The organism is Lentzea kentuckyensis, assembly GCF_002150765.1.
GTDB classification, from domain to species: Bacteria; Actinomycetota; Actinomycetes; order Mycobacteriales; family Pseudonocardiaceae; genus Lentzea; species Lentzea kentuckyensis.
Window position 1 is genome coordinate 51,160 of the sequence record NZ_MUYM01000050.1, and the last position, 20,214, is coordinate 71,373.

The following is a 20,214-nucleotide window of genomic DNA, read 5'->3' on the forward strand; positions in this document are numbered from 1 at the left end:
GCTCAGGCCTACTTCAGGCACAGGTTCGGCACAGAAAACGCCGACACGGTGGCTGACATGACCGAACAACAGCCCCCGGAGTGGGGCGCACCAGCACCCGCACCCCAGCCCGAAGCGCAGCGCCCGGCCTGGACCGCGAAGAAGACAGTCGCCGCCGTGGCCATCGCCGTCGGCATCGCGGCGGCCGGTGGCGTCGCGATCTACGCCGCCAGTGGCACGAACCAGCAGAACGGCATGGGAGGCCCCGGCGGCATGGGCGGAGGGCCGCCCGGCGGTGGCTACGGCATGGGCGGCATGCGCCAGGGCGGACCCGGCTTCGGCCTCGGGTCCGGGTCGGCCACGCACGGCGAGTTCCAGACCGGTGAGGTCACCGCGATCAGCGACACGTCCGTCGAGGTGAAGTCGACCGACGGCTACACGAAGACCTACGTGATCGACGCCGACACCGTGGCCGAAGGTGTCGAGAAGGGCGACACGGTGACGGTGATCGCCACCACAGAGGACGGCAAGTCGGTCGCTTCGAGCGTCGTCGAGCCTGGTCAGCGCGGTCAACAGGGCCAGCAGGGGCAGCAGCCTCCGACCCGGTAGCCGGCTGCTTGGTCAAGTGTGAGTGGTTATGGTCGGGTTATGCCCGACCACAACCGGAGGTGAGCGGTCTGCGCACGTTCACACTGACTGTGTTGGGGACCACTGACCTGCACGGCAATCTCTTCAACTGGGACTACTACCTCGATCGCGAGTTCGACGACTTCGCGCACAACGACGTCGGGCTCGCGAAGATCTCGACGTTGGTCAACGAGGTACGTGCTGCCGTGGGGCGCCATCGGACGTTGCTGCTCGACGCCGGTGACACCATCCAGGGCACACCGCTCGCCTACTACTACGCGAAGGTCGAGCCGATCACGCGTACGCACGTGCACCCGATGGCGGCCGCCATGAACGCCATCGGGTACACGGCGGCGGCGTTGGGCAACCACGAGTTCAACTACGGGTTGGACGTGCTGCGGATGTTCGAGCGGCAGCTGGAGTTCCCGCTGCTCGCGGCCAACGCGCTGGACGTGTCCACCGGTCAACCGGCGTTCCCGCCGTACGTGATCCACACGGTGTGGCGGACGGACGGGCCGCCGTTGCGGGTCGGGATCCTCGGGCTGACCAACCCCGGCATCGCGGTGTGGGACCGCGCTCACGTCGAGGGCGTGCTGACGTTCCCCGGTCTGGTGGAGCAGGCGCTGCACTGGGTGCCGGAGGTGCGGTCGAAGTCCGACCTGGTGATCGTGGCGGCGCATTCCGGGGCCGATCTGTCGTCGTCGCTGGGCGACCAGGTGCCGTTCCCGGAGAACTGCGCCGAGCTCGTGGCCGAGACGGTGCCGGGGATCGACGCCGTGCTGGTCGGGCACGCGCACGTGGAGATCCCGGAGCGGTTCGTCACGAACAAGGTCACCGGACGGCCGGTGCTGCTGACCGAGCCGCTGTACTGGGGCAAGCGCCTGTCGCTGATGGAGTTCGACCTGCGGCACAACGGCCGCTGGGAACTCGTCGGGGCGCGGTCGTCGGTGCTGTCCACCGCGTCGGTCGAGGAGGATCCGCGGATCGTGCGACTGCTGCGGCACGACCACGAGAAGGTCGTCTCCTATGTGAACGCGCACATCGGCACGTGCTCCGCGGCCATGTCGGCCGCCCGGTCGCGGTTCGAGGACACGCCCGCGCTGCGGTTCATCAACCACGTGCAGGCGCTGGAGGTCGCGAACTCCACGTCGTTGCCCGTGGTGTCGCTGTGTGCGCCGTTCAACCGCGCGGCGGCGATTCCGTCCGGCGAGGTGTCCATCCGGGACGTCGCCGGGCTCTACATCTTCGACAACACGTTGGTGGGCGTGCGGCTGACCGGGGCGCAGCTGCGGGACTTCCTGGAGGAGTCGGCGCGGTACTTCCTCCAGGTCGGTGGTCCAGGACCGTTCACGGCCGACGAGATCTCCGCGGACGTGCCGGACTACAACTTCGACATCGCGTACGGGTTGTCCGCGCCGTTGACGTACGACATCGACATCTCGCAGCCGGTCGGGTCGCGGATCGTGGGGCTGGCCTACGACGGGGTGCCGGTCGCGGATGGGTTCGAGTTCGCGGTGGCCGTGAACAACTACCGGCAGGCGGGTGGCGGCGACTTCCCGCACATCGCGTCCGCGCCCGTGCTGCACAACCAGCGGCAGGAGATCCGGCAGTTGCTGATCGACTGGGTCAAGGCCGCGGGCGTGCTCGACCCCGCTGACTTCGCCGGTTCGGACTGGCGCCTGGTGGCTGGCGGCATACCAGTGGTGGTCTCCACCAACGGGTGAATTTGGGCGTGTTGTCCAGGGAGTTCCGCGGCAGGCGGTGGCACGCGATCGCCCGAATGAGATAGGCCAAGCGCGTGCAGTTGCCGCAACGCGTCTTCGTCGGCGCTCTCATCGTGCCCGCGTTGCTCGCCACGGTGGGTGTCGCGGCCCATCCCGCGCCGGACGTGACGCCCGGCCACCTGGTGTTCGCCGTGCGGTCGTCCGAGATCGTGCTGGCCGGCACCGCCGCGTCCGCTCGTGAACGGCAGGACCTGGTCGACGCCGTCCGCGCGCTGACCGCCGCCCACCGGATCACCGACATGATCACCCCGAACGCGGGCGAGCGCATGCCGGTCAGCGCGGCCGCGGCGGCGGGCTTGCTGGCGGCGGTGCTCGACCAGGACGTCACCGACTTCACCGGCGTGGTCGACAAAGGACACCTGACCGCGTCGGCCCGCGTGGCGGACCCGGACCGCGCGGGCGCCCTGAGCGACGCCCTGCGCGCCGCCGTCCCCGGCCTGCGCGTCGACGAGGACTTCACTTCGGACTAGGAGCTGTTCGTTGTTCGGGTTCTTCTTCCAGATGTTCCTGCTGTGCGCGGGCGCCTTCCTCGCCGGCGTGCTGCTGACCTGGCTGACCATGCGCACGCGGGGAGCGGAGGCCCCGGCAGAGGCCCGCCTGTCGATCATGGAGGAGCCGCCGGCGGTGGTGCCCGCGATCAAGGCGAACTCGCGCACGATGATGTACCACACGCCTGAATCGCCCTACTACAAGCGGATGAAGGGCGACGCGTTCTTCCACTCACCGGAGGACGCGCGCCGAGCCGGCTACACGATGTGGACGCCTCGACCGCGCGTGCCGGCGGTTCCCTAAAACCTCTCCGCCCCGGCGACGCGATGGCCGCCGTGCGCGATGCACTGCGCTCCCACGGCGTGTCCGACGCGGCGGTTGAACGCTCCCAACTCGGCCTGCGCAGCTCGTGGACCTACGGCTCGGAGCGCCAGTTCCCCGGCTACGAGCGCGAGGCGACGTTCGCAATGGAGTCCACGTGGTGGTGTCGGCGGCGGTGATCCTGGGGTTCTCGATCAACCGCGAGTGAGTTCGGTCGCGGTGCGGAGCCAGGCGTCGAGCTTCAGGTAGTCGGCGTCGGTCAGCCCGTGCCGTGGGTCGTTCGCGTCGTCCATCCACGTCGTGGCCCAGATCAGCTCGCACGGCAGAGCGGCCAGCCACGGGCCGTGCATCGGGTCGAGGCGGGAGAGGCCTGGAGTGCCGGCAACGCCGTCTCCGAAGGGGAGGAGCGGGCCGTCGACGTCGAGGAAGAGGAGGGGGAGCCCGGCCATGGCGGGCACGGTAGGCGGCGTCTCGTAGGCTCGGCGAGTGATTTCCGATGTGATCAAGCCCGGGCTGGACGTGCTCTTCTGCGGCATCAACCCCGGCCTCGTGTCGGAGGCGACCGGGCACCACTTCGCGCGGCCCGGAAACCGGTTCTGGCCCGCACTGCATTTGTCCGGTTTCACGCCTCGGCTGTTCGCGCCGGCCGAGCAGGAGGAGTTGCTCGGGCTCGGGCTGGGCATCACGAACGTCGTCGCGCGGCCCAGTGCCAAGGCCGATGAATTAACAATTGACGAACTCAAGGCCGGTGGCGTCGAGCTGGCCGAAAAGGTCGCGCGGTATTCACCGAAGGTTCTCGCGGTGCTCGGGGTGACGGTGTACCGGGCGGCGTTCGGCCGCAAGAAAGCGCAGGTCGGGCCACAGGAGGAGCTGGTGGGTGGGGCGCGGGTGTGGTTGCTGCCCAATCCGAGCGGGTTGAACGCGCACTGGCAGCTTCCGGCGTTGGCCGAGGAGTTCGCGCGACTCAGGGCAACTCTCTGAAACGGAACAAAAGTTCACATTTATGCCCACTGAAAGTGGGCTGGACGGAACCAAGTCTGGTCTACTTGCATCCGGAACTGCGTCCGTTCGAGTGCATTCACCCGGAAGTGGAACCTGGTCACGTCGGACTGCGTCAGAATTTGGCGATTCCGCGTATTACTTGGTGAATCTTCAACACTGGTGGGGGCACAGTGGAGATCAGGATTCTCGGGCCGGTCGAGCCGTCGGTACCGCCGAAGCCCGCGCAGATCCTAGCTGTTCTGGCGGTCGAATGCGGGAAGATCGTGCCCGTCGAGCGCCTCATCGATCTGATCTGGGGTGAGGAGCCGCCGCCGCAGGCGCGCAAGTCGCTGCAGGTGCACATCTCGAGTCTGCGGCGGGCTGGGCTGCCGGTCGAGCACCGGGCGGCGGGGTACGTGCTCAACGCCGAACCCGAGAGCGTCGACCTGCACCTGTTCCGCAAGCTGGTGGCGAAGGCGGGCGACGAGACCGACCTCAGGGTCAAGGCCGAGGCGCTCAACAACGCGTTGCAGCTCTGGCGGGGTGCGCCGGCGGTGTTCGCGCAGACGCTGGACGTGCAACGGCTCGCCGCGGCCGAGCAGCTGGTCGACGTCGAGCTCGCGCTGGGCCGGCACGCCGAGCTGATCGAGAAGGTCGGCACGTTCGTCGCCGAGTACCCGCTCGCCGAACGGCTGCGGGGTCAGCTCATGACCGCGCTCGCCAGGGCGGGGCGTCGCGCGGACGCCATGCGGGTGTTCCGGGAGACGCGCAAGGTGCTCGTCGACGAACTGGGCGTCGAGCCGGGCGAGCAGCTCCAGCAGCTCTACCGGGACGTTCTGGAGGGCGCGCGGGACAGCCGGCGCAACTACCTGCCACGCGACGCGGGCGACTTCACCGGGCGGGACCGGGAGCTGAGCCGGCTGCTGGACGGCGACGGCGGCGTCTGGTGGATCGAGGGACCGGCGGGCGTGGGCAAGTCGGCGCTGGCGGTGCACGCGGCGCACCGGCTGGCCGAGCGGTATCCGGACGGGCAGCTGTTCGTGGATCTGCACTCGCCGTCCGGGGCGCTGGACGCGTTGCTGCGGGCCATGGACGTGCCGAGCGAACGGATTCCGGAGTCGGCCGAGGAACGCGCGGCGCTCTGGCGGGCGACGGTCGGCGGGCGGCGCGTGGTGATCGTGCTGGACGGCGTCACGAGCGTGTCGCAGGTCAGGCCGCTGCTGCCGGGTAGTCCGGGGTGCCTGACGCTGATCACCAGCCGCAGCCGGTTGTGCGGGCTGGAGGGCGTGCGCCGCATCCCGCTCGACGTGCTGAGCAGCGACGAGGCCGTCACGCTGCTCAAGCGCATCCTCGGCGACGACCGGGTGTCCGACGAACCCGACCAGGCCAACGAGGTCGCGCGGCTGTGCGGGTATCTGCCGCTCGCGGTGCGGATCACCGGCGCGCGGCTGGCCGGGCGGGCGCACTGGCCGGTGTCCAAGCTGGTGCGCCGCCTCTCCGACGAGCGGTCGAGGCTCGACGAGCTGGTCGCGGACGACCTCGCCGTGCGGTCCAGCCTGGAGCTGACGTACCGGGCGCTCGACGAGAACGTGCGCAGTGCCTACCGGATCTTCGGGTTCCTCGGGCTGCCCGAGGTGCCCAGCTTCCTGTGGGCGCACCTGCTCGACGAGGACGTGCTCGACCAGCTCGTCGACGCCCGGCTGCTCGACGTCATCGGCAGCGCGCGGTACCGGATGCACGAACTGGTACGCCTGCACGCCCGTGAGCTCGCCGAAGCCGAAGACCCGCAAGAGGAACGCGAGGACATGGTGCGAAGGGCCGTGGTCGCGGCTCTGTCCACTGTGGATGGACTGACCGAACAGCTCTTCCTCGCCGTGCCGCGGATGCAGGACTCGCTCGGCGTGGTCACGCCGGGAGCACGTCCCACGGACAAGGACGCCTGGTTCGCCCGCGAGGAGTCACTGCTGACCAGACTCGTGGAACGCGCCGCGGAACTCGGGCTCGCGGAGATCGCGTCGCAGCTCGCCGAGGTGCTCGTGTTCGCCTGGTTCGGGCTCCGCAACCGGTACGAGGCCTGGGAACGAACACACACAGCGGCGCTGGAAGCCGTGTGGAGGACCGGGAACGTGCGGCTCGAAGCGGTCCTGCGCTGCAGCCTCGGGCAGATGCACTACAAGCGCGACAACCTGGTCGAGGCGCGGTCGTGGTTCGACACCGCGCAGACGTTGTTCGTGAACCTGGGCGACAAGCACGGCGAGGCCGTCGCGATGAACGGCATCGGCATGGTGTGCCGCGATCTCGGCGAGTACCCGTGCGCGCTGGAGGCCCTCGGCAGGGCCCGCGAGCTGCTGGAGTCGCAGGACCCGGAAGGCCTCGCGCACGCGCTTTACGGAATCGGCTCCATCAAACGAGAACTCGGCGACGACCAGGGTGCGTTCGACACGTTGAGACACGCGGAATCGGTCTACCGTCAGGCGAAGAGCAGACGGGGTGAGGCGTTGGCGGCCCGCGGGATCGGGCTCGTGCACCGCGCTCGCGGCGAGCTGGACCTGGCCGAGGAGCACATCGTGCGTGCCTACGAGATGGTGGCGGGCACCGGCGACGAACTGCTCGGCTGCTACACTGCCCAGGCGTGGGCGAAGGTGTTGCTGCGCAAGGGTTTGCTCGACCCGGCCGAGGAGCTGCTGCACACCGCGCTGAACGGCTGCCGCGACGTCGGTGACCGGTTCGGCGAGGCGCTCGTCCGCCGCACGCTGGGGGAGTGGCGGCTCGCGGCCGGCGACCACACCGGTGCGCGGGTCGTGCTGACCGAGGTGCTGTCCACCTGGAACGACCTCGGCCTGCCGTTGTGGCGGGCACGGACCCTCAGAGACCTCGGAGCGGTCCACGCCTGCCTGGGGGACATGGCAGGCGCGGACCGCCTTTGGGACGAGGCCGCCGGGCTGTTCGCGCGACTGGGCACCCGTGAACGGGGGGAGGTGCGCCAGTGGCCAGCTCAATGGGGCCTCGCGATCAGCTGATGATCAGTCGCGGATCTTCTTGTACTCCCACGGCGCGTAGCCGCCGTCCTTCAGCGCCTCGATCGAGATGGTCTCGTGGTCCATGTCGTCGCGGGTGTTGCCCTCCTCGTAGATCCACACGGAGGTGTGGGCCGAGTTCGCCCACTTCTCGAACAGCTTCACGTGGCCGTTGCGCAGGATCATGTCGCCCGGCTCGAGGCTCGTCCACGAGATCCGCGTGGCGACCTCGTCCAAAGTGGACGTGGTGCGGCTCGAGGTGAGCTTCCACGCCATCGAGACGAAGCCGGAGCAGTCCTGGCGGTACTTCTTGCCGTGGTTGACGTCCCACGCGTAGGCGCTCTGCGAGTACGGAACCCTGCGGTTCCACCAGTCCTTGGCCCGGCTGATGACCTCGGACCGCTTGATGGTGCCGCCGTACCCGGCGGCCGCCTGCTCCTGCGAGATGGGCGTCTCCTGCTCGGCGGGACCCTCGGGCATCGCGTTGGCGATGCCGCTGAGGCCGGACAGCAGTCCGAGCGAGAGTGCGGTCGCCGCGACGGCGTGGCGGATGCGCATCGTTGTTGCTCCGATCGACTTGATGTTGACGACCGGGACTGTCCACGGAGGCGCCAAAGATCGGCCAAAGGTCGATTTAGGCGTCTCTTTACCGCTCGTTCCTACCTTCTGCCGCACCTTGCTTTGGGCATAAGGAGAGAGAGCATGTTCGTTCGCACGATCGCAGCCGTGATCGCGATGTTCGCCGCTCTGCTGATGGGCGCGTCCATCGCCTCGGCGGCCCCGGCCAAGTACACCCACGCGCAGGCGACCGCGCAGTTGCGCGCCGCCGGCATCGCCTGGGACTCGAGTGGCAACTGCAGCGACCGCAACCGTTCGAACTGCACCTCGTTCGAGCAGATCAACCAGACGACCATCGCGGGTGCGAAGACGTTCAAGCGGGCGTCGGGCTGCGCGCTGACCATCACCGGCGGCACCGAGACCGGCCACGCGTCGGGCACCTACTCGCACTGGAACGGGTACAAGGTCGACTACCGGCTGTCGAGCTGCGTCACCAACTACATCACCGGGACCTTCACGTCCATCGGTGGCAACAAGTGGAAGTCGGCCGCTGGCAACATCTACTACCGCGAGTCGAACCACTGGGACGTCACCTACCACAGCGCCGGCTGAACCAACGCTGTTGCTGAACCGCGGTGCTTGCTGAATGAAGGCCGGGGCCGGTAGTAGTTGTCGGGTGACCACACTCGGCGCTGTCTACCGGCCCCAGCTTCCGCCTGAGAACCTGCGTTCCGTCGTCCTCGCCGCCGAGGAGTCCGGTGTGGACTCGTTGTGGCTGTGGGAGGACTGCTTCCTGGAGAGCGGTATCGCGGCCGCTTCCGCCGCGCTGGCCTGGACTTCCCGGCTGAAGGTCGGCGTCGGGCTGCTGCCGGTGCCGTTGCGCAACGTCGCGCTGACCGCGATGGAGGCCGCGACGCTGGACCGGTTGTTCCCCGGACGCGTGACGATCGGCGTCGGGCACGGACTGCAGTCGTGGATGGGACAGGTCGGCGCACGGGTGTCGTCGCCGCTGACCCTGCTGCGCGAGTACACGGACGCGCTGCGCGCCCTGCTCGCGGGCGAACGGGTGACGTGCTCCGGCAGGTACGTGTCGCTCACCGAGGTCGCGCTGGACTGGCCGCCACCCGCGCCGATGCCGATCTACGTGGGCGGACTCGGCCCGAAGACCCTCGACCTCGCCGGCGAGGTCGGCGACGGCACGATCCTGGATGCCTCCGCCGACGTCGCGCGGGTGCGGGAGACGCGGGCGACCCGCGAGCACCCGATCGTCGTCTACGTCGAGACGGACTCGCGCGACCGTGCGTTCGTCACGGACCTGGTGTCGTCGGTGGCCGCGGCGGGCGCCACCAGCGTGATCTTGCAGCAGTCCGCCACGAGCGAGGACCCCGAAGGATTCGTTCGTTTCGTGGGATCACTCGATGGAGTGAGTGCATAGCGCGAGAGATAACGGCGGATACCTCCTTGCGATGGAACGGGCATGGGCCTTTCGTCGCTGTTCGGGGAGGTAAGCATGCTCGGGCGCAAGAACCGCCGGATCGTTGAGCTGGAACGGGCCGTCGAAGGCCTGCAGGAGCTGCTCGCTCGAATCGGTGACGCCCGAACAGCGCAGACACACGCGCTGGAGGAGGTCGACCGGGCCGGCGCCGAGCTCGTCGCGCTGCGGCACCGCATCAAGAGCGCGCGGGCCGAGCTGCAGCCGTTGAAGGAGGAGCTGACCTTCCAGCGGGCCGGCGTCTTCCGCACCGGGGAGTCGGTGGACCACCAGACCCAGCTCGACCTGATCCACGACGAGATGAAGACCCTGATCAAGAACGGCCAGGCGGTCGAGGGTGGCGGGCAGGTCACCTACAACGGGTCGGACGCCACGGGGCGCCGGCTCGTCGACGACTGGTCGGCGCTGATGCTCCGCTCGTACAACTGCGAGGCCGAGAACTGCCTGCGCATGTTGCGAGCCGGTGGCCTGGACGCCGCCCGCAGGCGGCTCGATCGCGCGGCGTCGGCGATCGAGCGGCTCAGCGGCACGTTCGCCCTCCGGATCTCGCCGCGCTACCAGGCGTTGCGAACCTACGAGCTGGAGCTCACCGCCGACCACCTGCAACGCAAGGCAGAAAGCCGCCGCACGCGCCGGATTGCTTCCTGATTCACGGGGTACCTCGGGGGCGTGGCTGAGGTTTCCCTGAACGTCGAAGCGCCCGTCGACGCCGTGTGGACGGTGCTCGCCGACGGCTGGTCCTACGCGGGCTGGGTGGTGGGCGCGTCGCACATCCGCGACGTGGACACCGGCTGGCCCGCGGCCGGCACGCGCATCCACCACAGCGTGGGGCCGTGGCCGCTGGTCATCCAGGACACCACCGAGGTGGTGCGCTGCGAACCGGGCGGGTTGTTGGAACTGGACGCGCGGCTGTGGCCGGCCGGGGCCGCGCGGATCACCCTCACCCTGCAGCCGCGGTCGGAGTCGATCACGCACGTGCGGATGGCCGAGCGCGTGGTGCGCGGTCCGTCGGCACTGCTGCCGTCGTTCTTGCAGGACATGCTGCTCATCCCGCGCAACAAGGAAACCCTGCAACGCCTTGACGCACTGGCGCGCGGACGCTCCTGACCGCAGCGCGTCAGTAGATCGATTTGTGCAGGCCCTGGACCAGGGTCCGGTACAGCTCACCCGCCGCACCCCAGCGCGTGAGCGCCGCCCGTGCCGCGTTCGCGCCCGCCGCGCCGTGCACGCCGCCGCCCGGCCACGCCGACGAGCCCGCCAGGTAGAGGCGGTCGAACGGGGTGTCCGCGCGGCCGAGGCCCGGCACCGGGCGGAAGATCAGCTGCTGGTGGATGGCCGCGGTGCCGCCGTTGACCGTGCCGATCTCGTCCGGGCCGAGGACCGAACGGTTGAGGATGCGGGAGCGGAAGCCGGGGGCGCGTTCCTCGATCATCAGCTCGATGCGGTCGGCGCGGCGCTTCAGGCGGTCTGGGGTCCAGTTGCCGTTGAGCGGTACGTGTGTGTACGCCCAGGCGGCTTCGGTGCCGGCGGGGGAGCGTGACGGGTCGGTCGTCGTCATCTGGCCCATGACCATGAACGGGTTGCGCGGGACTTTGCCGCACGCGAGTTCGTGGGCCGTGGTGGCCATGCCGTTGACGTCGCCGCCGAGGTGGACCGTGCCCGCCTGCGCGGCTTCCGGGTTGGTCCACGGGATCGGGCCGGACAGCGCCCAGTCGACCTTGATCGTGTCGCCGTCCCACTGGAACTTCTTCAGGTCGTCTGCCAGTTTGCCGGGCAGGGCGTCGCCGCCGATCAGGTCCAGGTAGAGCGACGGTGCGGGGATGTCGGCCAGGACGGCGCGGCGTGCGCGTACGACGGAACCGTCTGCCAGATGCACGCCAACGGCCACGCCGCGTGCGTGGAGCACTGAGGTCACACGGGCGTTGGTGTCGATGCGTCCAGCGAAGCGGCGCACGAGAGACGCGGACAGCTCGCCCGCGCCGCCGCGGGGCACCGGGTTGCCTACGTCCTGGCCGAGCATGGCCAGCAGCCAGCCGAAGCCCGCGCCGCCGGCCTGGTCCGGGCCGAGGTCCGTGTGCATCGTGTTGCCCGCCAACAACACACGGGCGCCTTCGCCGTCGAACAGTTCCTCGCCCAGACGGCGCACGGGCAGCGTGAGGGTGCGCGCGAGCCGTAAGGCGTCGCCTACTCCGGCGGCCTTCAAGAGAGACAGTGCGCCACGCACCGGTGGGAAGGGGCGCAGCAGCGAGCTGAGCACGGCGTCACGAACGGTGCGCCAGCGCGCGTACTCCGCCTCCCACCGGTCGGCGTCGGCGTGAGAGAACGCGCCGACCGACTTCGCCGTGGTCTCCACCTCGCGCGAGAGCAGCGCCACGCGGTCGTCGGGCAGCACATGGGCCAGCACGGCAGGTGCGTGTTGCCACTGCACGTCGAGGTTCAACGCGCCGAGGACGGGCGAGCCGAGTCCGAGGGGGTAGAACGCGCTGTAGACGTCGTTGGTGAAGCCGGGGGCGGTGATCTCGGCCGATGTGACGGCGCCGCCGGGGGTGGCGCGCTGTTCGAGCACCAGCACGTCCCAGCCCGCGTCCGCCAGCAGTGCCGCCGCGACCAGGCCGTTCGGGCCGGAGCCGATGACGACCGCGTCCACCTCGTTCACGCACGCCCTCCCATTGCCGTGACGACTTCGCGCAGCACATCACGCGCGTCGTGTTCGGGCCACCATTCCAGATCATCGTGTGCGCGTGTGGTCCGCACGAGAGGTGCCTGATCGGCCATCCGGACCCACTCCGGGGTCAACGGCTGCAACCCGAGCCGCGCCGTCGCCCCTGCCAGCTTCTCGATCACCGGGTACGGGACGGGCAGGCGGCCGGCGCCGACGCGTTCGGCGATCATCGGCGCGGTCAGCACCGGTTCGGCGGCGAGGTTGAAGGTGCCCAACGCCCTGCGGCGCACTATCTCCACGATCGCGCGCGCCACGTCGTCGGAGTGCACGAGCTGTAGGCGCAAGTCGTTCCACAGCGGGATCGGCAACAACGGCAACACCGCCGGTGGCAGCCAACGGCCGAGCAGCCAGCGTCGCAGCTGCGGGGCCGCAGACGCCTGGGCGATGCCGCACGGCCTGATGACCGTGCACGGCAAGGGATAGCGGCTGATCATCTCTTCCAGCCGCACCTTGTGCGCGCTGTACGTGCTGCCGGAAATGCCCGTCACCGGCCACGACTCGTCGATGCGGGACCAGCGCGCCGCCGGTGCGTAGGCCGCGACCGACGACGCGCACACCAAGTGGCCGACCTCTTCCTTGAGGCACGCGGCGAGGACGTGTTCGCTGCCGTCGACGTTCGTCTGCCGATCGGTGGGTTTGATCGCCCACGCCAAATGCACGACGACGTCGGCACCGCGGATGGCGTCCCTCAACGACGACAGCGTGCGCACGTCCACACCGACGTCCTCGAAGTCGAGGTGGCGGCGGAGCGCCGTGCCGACGTTGCCGGAGCCGCCGGTGACGACGATCCTCACCCGAGCGCCTTGCGGATCGCGTCCCTGGCCTTGTCCACCACCGCCACGACCGGGCCGAGCGCCAGGTTCGCGATCGGGCTCTCGACGCCGGGGTGCGGACGGGTCGGCGCGATCGCTTCGGCGGCTTCCACCGCGCGCGCCATGCGTTCGAGGCGTTCCTGGTCGTGCACCTCGCGCAGCAGCGGGAACTCGGCCTCTTCCTCGTGGGCCGCATGAGCGAGCACGTCGTCACGGAGCTGCACGAGCAGAGTGTCGAAGCCCTCCGCGTCGGGACCGATGTCGTCCATCGTGCTGAGGAGCTCCTTCGCGCGGTGTTCCTCCGCCACGCGTGCGTCCACGATCGGCTCGCCACCGCTCACGCGTGCGACAGCGGGGTGCACGATCTCTTCTTCTGCGGTCTCGTGGATGGAGAGCAGCCGCACGAGCTGATGCCACGCTTCCTTGCGTTCGGCGCCGCTAGAACTCTCGACCTCGGCGAACAACGTGCGGATCGTTTCGTGCTGCTTCCGCAGCAATGTGATCACGTCAGCCATGCCGTCCGTATACCCGAAATGTGGGCGATCACGCCGTATCTCATTTCGTTCGGCACCGAAGAGCTAGCACACTGCGTAGTCGAGCGGTAGTCGCATGAACCTTACGTATCTGTGTTCCGTACCACATAGAGACGCATTATGTGACGACGAAATCAATACTGAGCTACCGCTTAGTATGTCGCGATCATTTGGACAAGGACTGCTGCATGCCCTTCCGCCGCCGTGTACTGCCCACCGCCTTGGCGCTCGCCGTGCTGGCCGCCGGCTGCGGCGCCAAGAACGATGAGAAAGCGCAGGTCAAAACCGGACCGGGCGTTACGGCTGACACGATCTCGCTCGGCATCCTCACGGACATGACCGGCCCGTTCAAAGCCTCCGCGCTGACCCGCATGAAGGGCTACGAGCTGTACCTGAAGCAGGTCAACGACCGCGGGGGCATCTGCGGCCGGCGGGTCGAGCTCAAGCAGAAGGACCACGCGTACGACGTGCAGAAGGCGCTCGACGCCTACTTCGAGCTGGAGCCGCAGGTCCTGGGCCTGCTGGAGCTGGCGGGAACGCCGATGACCACGGCCATCGAGCCGGACATCATGCAGACGCGCACGCTGACCGCGCCCGCGTCGTGGGCCGCGTCCCTGCTCGGCAACCCGCACATGATGATCGTGGGGACGACCTACGACCTCGACGTGATCAACGGACTCGACCACTACAAGCGCCGCGGTGTCATCAAGGAGGGCGACACCGTCGGCCACGTCTACGTCCAGGGCAGCTACGGCGACAACGCCGTCGAGGGCAGCCGGTTCGTCGGGACGCAGTGGAACATGAAGATCGCCGAGCAGCCGATCAGTGAGACCACGGCCGACCTCTCCCAGCAGATCGCCTCGCTGAAGGCCCAGGGCGCGAAGGCCATCGTGCTCAGCACCGCTCCCGCCCAGACCGCCGCCGCGGTGGGCGTCGCCGCGGCGTTGAAGTGGGACGTGCCGTTCATGGTCAACGTCGTGGGCTACGACCCCGCGCTGCTGGAGTCGCCGGTCGCCGCGGCCGTGGAGAAGCAGGTGTCCGTGGTGACGTCGGTGGCGCCGTTCACCGGCACCCAGGCCGGCCCGCGCGAGGTCGCGGCGGCGTTCAACAAGAACTACCCCAACGACAAGCCCGCGCTCTACGTCGACCACGGCTACACCGTCGCGAAGGTGTTCCTGTCGGTCGTGGAGAAGGCCTGCAAGAACGGCGACCTCACCCGGGACGGCGTGCTGAAGGCGTTCCACGACACCAACGGCCTGGACACCCAGGGGCTGACCGGCCCGCTGCACTACTCGCTGGTCGGGCGGCCGTCGTCCACGCAGTCGTACGTCACCAAGGTGGACAGGTCGGCACCCGGCGGTCTCACGACCGTGGAGGAGCTGTTCGAGTCCGAGCTGGTGAAGGCGAAGGGCACCCGCGCCAGGTAGTTCTCGATGAAGGGCTCCTTCCTCCACCTCAGGTGGAGGAAGGAGCCCTTCATCCACCACGCGCGCCGGAATTGTCAGGGCTGCTGAGCACTATGGGTTCATGGAGCGAGGTAAGTGGGACGGTGTTGAAGGTCAGCTCTGGCAGCACAGCCGCTTCGGCGTGATCCGCGCGTCGGAACTGGAGACGCTGGGAATCGGCCAGACGACCACGTACCGGCAATGCCAACCAGGCGGCCGGTGGCGTCGCCTGCTACCCGGAATCGTTTTGCTTGAACGGTCAGAACCGACAATTCGGCAGCGGGTCGAGGCTGCGTTGATGCTCGCTGGACACGGCGCACTCGTCACAGGTCTCCAGGCGGCGCGCCTCTACAACCTGCGCGCTGGCCCCGATCCGCAGTTCGTGCACGTCCTCGTACCTCACAAGTGCCGCGTGCTCAGCTCCGGGTTCGCCGTGGTGGAACGAACGGTGTTCTTCCCGCCTGTGTTCTTTCGCGACGGTATACCGCTTGCCCCTCCCGTACGCGCCGTGCTGGACGGGGTGCGCCGTCTACGGGACCTTGATCCCGTTCGCGCGCTACTGATCGAAGCCATTCAAAGTCGGCTTGCTGACCCGACCGAACTGCGTCGCAAGCTGGACACAGGCACCAAGCGAGGGACTGCTCTGCCGAGACGAGTGCTGAACGAGATCGATCTGGGTGTGCGGTCGGTGGCCGAAGCAGACGCGTTGGAGATCTGGCATCAGGCAGGACTGCCGACGCCGTATCGCAACGTTGTCATCGTCGACTTGGAGGGCGGCTACGTCGGCATGCCGGACACGTGGTGCGACGAAGTCGGGCTTGCCTGGGAGATCGACAGCAACGAGTTCCACTACAGCAAGGACGCCTACGCCAAGACGCTGGCGCGCAACTCGAGGTACGCGGCGGTGGGCATCAGTGTTGTGCAGACTCTGCCATCGCGCCTGCGTGCAGAACCTGAAGCAGTGATCGCGGAACTTCGCGCCGCCTACGCCTTTGCGTTGGCGCGCCCCCGGCCACCCGTACACATCAAGAATTCGGAAGCGGCAGGACCCAAGGCCTGAACGATGAAGGGACCCTTCATCCACCTCAGGTGGATGAAGGGTCCCTTCATGGTCTGAAGCTACTTGCCGAACCCCGCCTTGCGGAGCGCGTCCGCCATCGAGCCGCTCGCGGGCGGAGTCGAGGTGCGGTTCTGGCCGCCACGCTGGGGCTGGCCCCCGCGCTGAGGCCGGCGGTCACGACCGCCACCGCCGCCCTGCTGCTTCGGAGCGGGCTTGCCCGGCTCGTCGGTCAGGCGCAGCGTCAGGCCGATCCGCTTGCGGGCCTCGTCGACCTCCAGCACCTTCACCCGCACCACGTCACCGGACTTCACGACGTCGCGCGGGTCCTTGACGTAGTTGTTGGACAGGGCGGAGATGTGCACGAGACCGTCCTGGTGCACGCCGATGTCCACGAACGCGCCGAACGCGGCCACGTTCGTCACGACGCCCTCCAGCACCATGCCGGGCTTGAGGTCGGCGATCTTCTCGACGCCGTCCGCGAAGGTCGCCGTCTTGAACGCCGGGCGCGGGTCGCGGCCCGGCTTCTCCAACTCGCGCAGGATGTCCGTGACGGTCGGCAGACCGAACTTCTCGTCGACGAACTGCTCCGGCCGCAGCTTCGTGAGCACCGCGGTGTTGCCGATCAGTTCAGCGCCGGCAGCGGACTGCATCTTGCGCACCACCGGGTACGCCTCCGGGTGCACCGAGGAGGCGTCGAGCGGCTCGTCGCCACCGCGGATCTTGAGGAAGCCCGCGCACTGCTCGAACGCCTTCGGGCCGAGCCGTGCCACGTCCTTCAACGCGGTGCGCGTCTTGAACGGACCGTTCGCGTCGCGGTGCAGCACGATGTTCTCCGCGAGACCGGCGGTGATGCCGGAGACGCGGGTCAGCAGCGGCACGGACGCGGTGTTGAGGTCCACGCCGACCGCGTTCACACAGTCCTCGACCACCGCGTCGAGCGAGCGCGACAGCTTCGCCTCGGCCAGATCGTGCTGGTACTGGCCGACGCCGATGGACTTCGGGTCGATCTTCACCAGCTCGGCCAGCGGGTCCTGCAGCCGGCGCGCGATGGAGACCGCGCCGCGGATGGACACGTCGAGCCCAGGCAGTTCCGAGGACGCGTACGCCGACGCCGAGTAGACCGACGCGCCCGCCTCGGACACCACGATCTTGGTGAGCTTGAGCTCCGGGTGGCGCTTGATCAGGTCGGCGGCCAGCTTGTCGGTCTCGCGCGAGGCCGTGCCGTTGCCGATCGCGATCAGGTCGACGTTGTGCTGCTTGGCCCACACCGCGAGCTTCGCGATCGACTCGTCCCAGCGGTTCGCGGGCACGTGCGGCTGGATGACGCCGTGCGCGACGACCTTGCCGGTGGCGTCGACGATCGCGACCTTCACGCCGGTGCGGTAGCCGGGGTCGAGGCCCATCGTGGCGCGGGTGCCGGCCGGGGCGGCCAGCAGCAGGTCGCGCAGGTTCGAGGCGAACACCTTCACGGCCTCGTCCTCGGCGAACTGGCGCAGGCGGCCGCGCAGGTCGATGCCCAGGTGCACGAGGATCCGGGTCCGCCAGGCCCAGCGCACCGTGTCGGTGAGCCACTTGTCGCCGGGGCGGCCGCGGTCGTCGATGCCGAAGCGCGAGGCGATGCGCACCTCGAACGACGAGGGACCGTCCTCGACCGGCTCCTCCGGCTCCAGGACGAGGTCGAGGACCTCCTCCTTCTCGCCGCGGAACAGCGCCAGGATGCGGTGCGACGGCAGCTTGCCGAAGGGCTCGTCGAACTCGAAGTAGTCGGCGAACTTGGCGCCCTCGGTCTCCTTGCCCTCGCGGACCTTGGAGACCACGCGGCCGCGCGTCCACATCTGCTCGCGCAGCTCACCGATGAGGTCGCCGTCCTCGCCGAACCGCTCGACCAGGATGGCCCGCGCGCCCTGCAGGGCGGCCGCCGCGTCGGCGACCTCCTTCGCGGGGTCGACGAACTTCGCGGCTTCTTCCTGCGGATTCAGGGAAGGATCACCCAGAAGTGCGTCGGCCAGCGGTTCGAGACCGGCCTCCTTCGCGATCTGGGCCTTCGTGCGGCGCTTCGGCTTGTACGGCAGGTACAGGTCCTCGAGCCGCGCCTTGTTCTCGGCGGCGAGGATCTGCGCTTCGAGTGCCTCGTCGAGCTTGCCCTGCGACCGGATCGACTCGAGCACCGCCGCGCGGCGCTCCTCCAGTTCGCGCAGGTAGCCGAGCCGCTCCTCGAGCGTGCGCAGCTGCGCGTCGTCGAGACCGCCGGTCGCCTCCTTGCGGTAGCGGGCGACGAACGGGACGGTCGAGCCACCGTCGAGCAGTTCCACGGCTGAGCTCACCTGGCCCGCGGCCACGCCGAGCTCGTCAGCGATCTTCTGGTGGATGAGCGTTGTCACAGCGCGCCATTCTGCCCGCTGTCCGATTCGACGTGGCACGGTGTCCGGGTGACCATCGCCGAGGTCGTCCCCTCACTGCTGTCCGGCCTGGAGGTACCGGGTGCGGACAACACGCTGAACCTGCCGGTCGCCCGGCGTGTCGTGCTGCTGCTCGTCGACGGGCTCGGGCACGAACTGCTGCGCGACCACGCCGAGCACGCCCCGTTCCTGTCCGGTCTGCCCGGCCGCGACATCGACGCGGGCTTCCCGTCGTCGACCGCCACCAGCATCGCCTCGATCGGCACCGGGCTGCTCTCCGGCGGGCACGGCATCGTGGGCTACACGTTCGTGGTGCAGGACGAGGTGCTCAACTCGCTGACCTGGTCGCGCGTCGGCGATCACCACCACGACCTGCGCAAGACGCTCGTGCCCGAGGTCGTGCAGCCGCACCCGACGCTGTTCGAACGCGCGGCGGCCGCCGGGGTCGCGGTGAGCACGGTCGCCCCGCTCAACCAGCGCGGCAGCGGCCTCACGCGGGCGGTGCTGCGCGGCTCGTGGTTCCGCGGCACGGCGGGGTTCGGCGACCTCGCGCTGGGCGCGGTCGCGGCGGTCCAGCAGGACCGGTCGTTCTGCTACGCCTATCACGCCGATCTTGACACGATCGGGCACTTCTACGGGCCAGGATCCGAGGAGTGGTTGCTGCAGCTGGAGTTCGTGGACACGCTGGCCGCACGTATCGCGGCACGGTTGCCGTCCGGCGCGCTGCTCGTCGTCACCGCGGACCACGGCATGATCACCGTGGACGACCGGATCGACTTCGACACCGAACCCCAGCTGTGGCAGGGAGTCCGGGTGATCGCGGGCGAACCTCGGGTGCGCTACCTGCACACCGAGAGCGACGAGGTCCTGCACGTGTGGCGGGAGTTCCTCGGAAACCGGGCGGATGTCTTCTCCCGGGAACAGGCCGCCGACGCCGGGTGGTTCGGTCCGGTCAGCCCGCTCGCGGCCGACCGCATCGGTGACGTCGTCGTGGCGATGAAGGACAACGCGGTGGTCGTGCGCAGCCAGGCGGAACCCCTGCTGAGCAACCTCACCGGCATGCACGGGTCGCTGACGAGACGTGAAACGGCGATTCCGGTGCTCTGCCACGTTTCGCCTTAGGATCATCCGACGTGACGATCGAACTGCCCGGTCCCATCGGTTTCGTGCTCGGCGGCGGGGGAAGCCTCGGCGCCTCGCAGGTCGGCATGCTGCGCGCGCTGCAGGAGCACGGCGTCCGGCCCGACCTGGTCGTCGGCACGTCCGTGGGCTCGGTCAACGGCTCGCTGCTGGCGCTGGACCCGGAGAAGGCCGCGTCCCGGCTCGCCGTGATGTGGGAGGGCATGACGCGCCAGCGGGTGTTCCCCGGCGGCCCGATCGCGCAGCTGAGGTCGTTCCGCACCAACAAGACCTACCTGTTCCCGAACACCGGTCTGGCCGCCGTGCTCGCCGAGGGGCTCGACGGGAGCACGTCGTTCGAGGAGCTGACGCTGCCGTTCGGGGCGGTGTCGGTGGACTGCGTGACCGGCGAGGCGGTCAACATCACGTCGGGTGAGCTCGTCCCGGCGATCATGGCGAGCGCGGCGATTCCCGGCATCTACCCGCCCGTGCGCATCGGTGAGCACGTGCTCTACGACGGCGGTGTGCTGGCGAACGTCCCGATCCGCCAGGCGCTGGCGATGGGCGCGCGGTCGTTGGTGGTGCTGGACTGCGCGTTCCCCGGCCACCTGCCGACCGTGCCCGAGACGCTCGCCGAGACGTTGCTGTTCTGGGCGACCCTGGGCATGCGCAACCAGGCGGTGCTGGAGGTCGAGCTCGCCTCGCAGCACGCGCCCGTGCTGTACCTGCCAGGACCGCCGGTGCAGGCCGTGACGCCGCTGGACTTCTCGCACACCGCGGAACTGGTCGAGGCCTCCTACCAGGCTTCGAACGCTTTCCTCACGACGCTGGAGATCACCGGCGCCGGGCTGTACGGCCACCCCTCTCACGGCTGAT

At 69.0% G+C, this 20,214-nt stretch carries 21 protein-coding genes; 15 read left to right on the forward strand and 6 right to left on the reverse strand.

The features are described 5' to 3' along the window. Nucleotides 1–57: 57 nt before the first annotated feature. From B0F77_RS23155 to B0F77_RS48040, 5 genes are all read left to right on the forward strand, one after another. Complete coding sequence (locus tag B0F77_RS23155) at nt 58–588, forward strand: hypothetical protein (RefSeq protein ID WP_086665061.1); 531 nt, start codon at nt 58–60, stop codon at nt 586–588. Between the two features lie 92 nt (nt 589–680). Further along, a complete protein-coding gene (locus B0F77_RS23160; RefSeq protein WP_483868449.1) occupies nt 681–2,330 on the forward strand; it encodes a bifunctional metallophosphatase/5'-nucleotidase in 1,650 nt (549 codons plus the stop codon). Nucleotides 2,331–2,404: 74 nt separating this feature from the next. Further along, nucleotides 2,405–2,860, forward strand: a complete 456-nt coding sequence (locus B0F77_RS23165; protein WP_086665063.1) for a hypothetical protein — start codon at nt 2,405–2,407, stop codon at nt 2,858–2,860. 10 nt (nt 2,861–2,870) lie between these two features. Then, the gene (locus B0F77_RS23170; RefSeq protein WP_086665064.1) at nt 2,871–3,182 is read left to right on the forward strand and encodes a sunset domain-containing protein; all 312 of its coding nucleotides are present in this window, start codon (nt 2,871–2,873) and stop codon (nt 3,180–3,182) included. Between the two features lie 32 nt (nt 3,183–3,214). Continuing rightward, the gene (locus tag B0F77_RS48040; RefSeq protein ID WP_158102796.1) at nt 3,215–3,379 is read left to right on the forward strand and encodes a hypothetical protein; all 165 of its coding nucleotides are present in this window, start codon (nt 3,215–3,217) and stop codon (nt 3,377–3,379) included. Between the two features lie 15 nt (nt 3,380–3,394). Here the strand turns inward: B0F77_RS48040 and B0F77_RS23175 are convergent, their stop codons facing one another. Beyond that, nucleotides 3,395–3,649, reverse strand: coding sequence for an HAD domain-containing protein (locus B0F77_RS23175; protein WP_086665065.1), 255 nt, complete (start codon nt 3,647–3,649; stop codon nt 3,395–3,397). A gap of 37 nt (nt 3,650–3,686) precedes the next feature. Here B0F77_RS23175 and mug point away from each other — a divergent pair, with 37 nt between their 5' ends. Both mug and B0F77_RS23185 read left to right on the forward strand, forming a co-directional pair. Next, nucleotides 3,687–4,181, forward strand: a complete 495-nt coding sequence (gene mug, locus B0F77_RS23180) for a G/U mismatch-specific DNA glycosylase (RefSeq protein WP_211293950.1) — start codon at nt 3,687–3,689, stop codon at nt 4,179–4,181. A 191-nt stretch (nt 4,182–4,372) separates the two neighbouring features. Then, complete coding sequence (locus B0F77_RS23185; protein WP_086665066.1) at nt 4,373–7,201, forward strand: AfsR/SARP family transcriptional regulator; 2,829 nt, start codon at nt 4,373–4,375, stop codon at nt 7,199–7,201. A gap of 3 nt (nt 7,202–7,204) precedes the next feature. Here the strand turns inward: B0F77_RS23185 and B0F77_RS23190 are convergent, their stop codons facing one another. Then, nucleotides 7,205–7,756, reverse strand: coding sequence for an NlpC/P60 family protein (locus B0F77_RS23190; protein ID WP_086665067.1), 552 nt, complete (start codon nt 7,754–7,756; stop codon nt 7,205–7,207). Nucleotides 7,757–7,900: 144 nt separating this feature from the next. On the opposite strand from B0F77_RS23190, the gene B0F77_RS23195 reads away from it, so the two are divergent. The 4 genes from B0F77_RS23195 (at nt 7,901) to B0F77_RS23210 (ending at nt 10,355) form a co-directional block, all read left to right on the forward strand. After that, nucleotides 7,901–8,368 carry a hypothetical protein gene (locus B0F77_RS23195; protein ID WP_086665068.1) on the forward strand — a complete coding sequence of 156 codons (468 nt, stop codon included), beginning with the start codon at nt 7,901–7,903 and terminating at the stop codon, nt 8,366–8,368. A 64-nt stretch (nt 8,369–8,432) separates the two neighbouring features. Continuing rightward, nucleotides 8,433–9,191: an LLM class flavin-dependent oxidoreductase gene (locus B0F77_RS23200; protein WP_086665069.1), complete on the forward strand. Its 759-nt coding sequence runs from the start codon at nt 8,433–8,435 to the stop codon at nt 9,189–9,191. 75 nt (nt 9,192–9,266) lie between these two features. Beyond that, nucleotides 9,267–9,896, forward strand: a complete 630-nt coding sequence (locus tag B0F77_RS23205) for an SNIPE associated domain-containing protein (protein ID WP_158102797.1) — start codon at nt 9,267–9,269, stop codon at nt 9,894–9,896. A 21-nt stretch (nt 9,897–9,917) separates the two neighbouring features. Beyond that, on the forward strand, nt 9,918–10,355 hold the full coding sequence (locus B0F77_RS23210; protein ID WP_086665071.1) for an SRPBCC family protein: 438 nt from the start codon (nt 9,918–9,920) through the stop codon (nt 10,353–10,355). 10 nt (nt 10,356–10,365) lie between these two features. Here B0F77_RS23210 and B0F77_RS23215 read toward each other — a convergent pair whose 3' ends face one another. The 3 genes from B0F77_RS23215 to B0F77_RS23225 are packed head-to-tail and all read right to left on the reverse strand — an operon-like array spanning nt 10,366 to nt 13,297. After that, nucleotides 10,366–11,904 carry a phytoene desaturase family protein gene (locus B0F77_RS23215; RefSeq protein ID WP_086665072.1) on the reverse strand — a complete coding sequence of 513 codons (1,539 nt, stop codon included), beginning with the start codon at nt 11,902–11,904 and terminating at the stop codon, nt 10,366–10,368. After that, nucleotides 11,901–12,764: an NAD-dependent epimerase/dehydratase family protein gene (locus B0F77_RS23220; RefSeq protein WP_086665073.1), complete on the reverse strand. Its 864-nt coding sequence runs from the start codon at nt 12,762–12,764 to the stop codon at nt 11,901–11,903. The genes B0F77_RS23215 and B0F77_RS23220 overlap by 4 nt, the downstream gene beginning before the upstream one ends. After that, nucleotides 12,761–13,297: a hemerythrin domain-containing protein gene (locus tag B0F77_RS23225; protein ID WP_086665074.1), complete on the reverse strand. Its 537-nt coding sequence runs from the start codon at nt 13,295–13,297 to the stop codon at nt 12,761–12,763. Before B0F77_RS23225 ends, B0F77_RS23220 begins: the two co-directional genes overlap by 4 nt. A 206-nt stretch (nt 13,298–13,503) precedes the next feature. Between B0F77_RS23225 and B0F77_RS23230 the strand changes: the two genes are divergently transcribed. Further along, nucleotides 13,504–14,742 (forward strand): ABC transporter substrate-binding protein, encoded by a 1,239-nt coding sequence (locus B0F77_RS23230; protein ID WP_086665075.1) that lies wholly within the window; start codon nt 13,504–13,506, stop codon nt 14,740–14,742. A 100-nt stretch (nt 14,743–14,842) separates the two neighbouring features. After that, nucleotides 14,843–15,820, forward strand: coding sequence for a hypothetical protein (locus B0F77_RS23235; RefSeq protein ID WP_086665076.1), 978 nt, complete (start codon nt 14,843–14,845; stop codon nt 15,818–15,820). Between the two features lie 59 nt (nt 15,821–15,879). Here the strand turns inward: B0F77_RS23235 and B0F77_RS23240 are convergent, their stop codons facing one another. Next, nucleotides 15,880–18,201 (reverse strand): Tex family protein, encoded by a 2,322-nt coding sequence (locus tag B0F77_RS23240; RefSeq protein ID WP_086665077.1) that lies wholly within the window; start codon nt 18,199–18,201, stop codon nt 15,880–15,882. Between the two features lie 48 nt (nt 18,202–18,249). Here B0F77_RS23240 and B0F77_RS23245 point away from each other — a divergent pair, with 48 nt between their 5' ends. Further along, nucleotides 18,250–19,341 (forward strand): alkaline phosphatase family protein, encoded by a 1,092-nt coding sequence (locus tag B0F77_RS23245; protein WP_245848570.1) that lies wholly within the window; start codon nt 18,250–18,252, stop codon nt 19,339–19,341. A gap of 11 nt (nt 19,342–19,352) precedes the next feature. Beyond that, on the forward strand, nt 19,353–20,213 hold the full coding sequence (locus B0F77_RS23250; protein ID WP_245848571.1) for a patatin-like phospholipase family protein: 861 nt from the start codon (nt 19,353–19,355) through the stop codon (nt 20,211–20,213). Nucleotide 20,214 lies beyond the last annotated feature (1 nt).